The organism is Vibrio sp. Vb0937 (assembly GCF_033338855.1).
Genome location: NZ_JAWOTK010000334.1, coordinates 1 through 1,171, shown reverse-complemented (window position 1 = coordinate 1,171; position 1,171 = coordinate 1). Strand labels below are relative to the sequence as shown.

Below are 1,171 nucleotides of genomic sequence, written 5' to 3'. Positions count from 1 at the left end.
CGATCTTCAGTGTAAAAAACGTCTCCAAGCAGTACCGTCAACAAGGAGAGGCGCTTCATGATGTGAGTTTTGACTTACATGCTGGTCAAGTGCTTGGTTTACTCGGCCACAATGGCGCGGGTAAATCGACGCTTATTAACGCCCTACTCGGCGCCCACGACTACGAAGGGACTATTCGCATCAATGGCTTCGAGCCCATGATGCAGCGTGACAAGATCATGCAGAATTTGTCGTACATCTCAGATGTGAATGTTTTGCCAGATTGGATGACGGTCTCTCAGCTTCTGAGTTATACCGAAGGGGTTCACCCGGGTTTCAATCGCAACAAAGCGGATGCGCTGCTTCGTCAAACCGACATCAAACCACGTGCGAAAATCAGAGCCCTTTCGAAAGGGATGAAAGTGCAATTGCACCTTGCCATTGTTATCGCAACCAATACACAAATCCTGATTTTGGATGAACCAACTCTTGGTTTGGATTTGGTTTACCGCGACACCTTCTACCGTCATTTACTGGAATGGTTTCACGATGGTGAACGCGTTCTGATCATCACTAGCCATGAGGTTTCCGAGATCGAACATCTGTTAACCGATGTGTTGATTCTTAAACACGGTCGCCCGGTGCTGCAAACCTCAATGGACAGCATCAGTGAAGACTACTTTATTCTCGATGCCAATGACGAACACCGTGCGCAAATTGAAGCGATGCACCCACTCTCTTCTCAAAAAGGATTAGGCACAACGAAATGGCTATTGTCTTCACAATACGCGGATCAAGCGGCGGGGCTTGGCGATGTGCATGGTGTAAAACTGGCGGATCTGTTTTTAGCGTTACAAAAGGAGGCAGCATGATGCGCTCTGTCGTCGCAATGTTGCGTAAAGAGTGGTTAGAAAACCCACTAGTATTGCGCTTACCTTTGTTTATGTTGGCGTGTGGAGCGTTGCTTTTTATTAGTTTGATGAGTAACACCACGTTGCAACACAATATGTTTTTCGAAATGAGCCTCGGTGGCGATGTGAGTGATATTCACAAAGAACTTGGGGATGACGTCAACATGCTGATCACTGGTGGCGCTGGTTTGCTGTCTATGTTACTTGCCATTCAGTACTTCCCTAGAACGCTGCGTAAAGAGCGTGCCGAAGGCAGCATTATGTTTTGGCGCAGTATGCCA

The 1,171-nt window shown here is 47.5% G+C and carries 1 protein-coding gene and 1 pseudogene; both read left to right on the top strand.

Annotated features, from left to right (window positions below; all coding sequences use genetic code 11):
- Positions 1-2 precede the first annotated feature (2 nt).
- Positions 3-851, top strand: coding sequence for an ABC transporter ATP-binding protein (locus tag R7P67_RS25505; protein WP_318086410.1), 849 nt, complete (start codon positions 3-5; stop codon positions 849-851).
- Positions 851-1,171 (top strand): annotated as a pseudogene (locus R7P67_RS25500) (hypothetical protein); the annotation flags it as partial. The gene R7P67_RS25505 and the pseudogene R7P67_RS25500, both read left to right, overlap by 1 nt.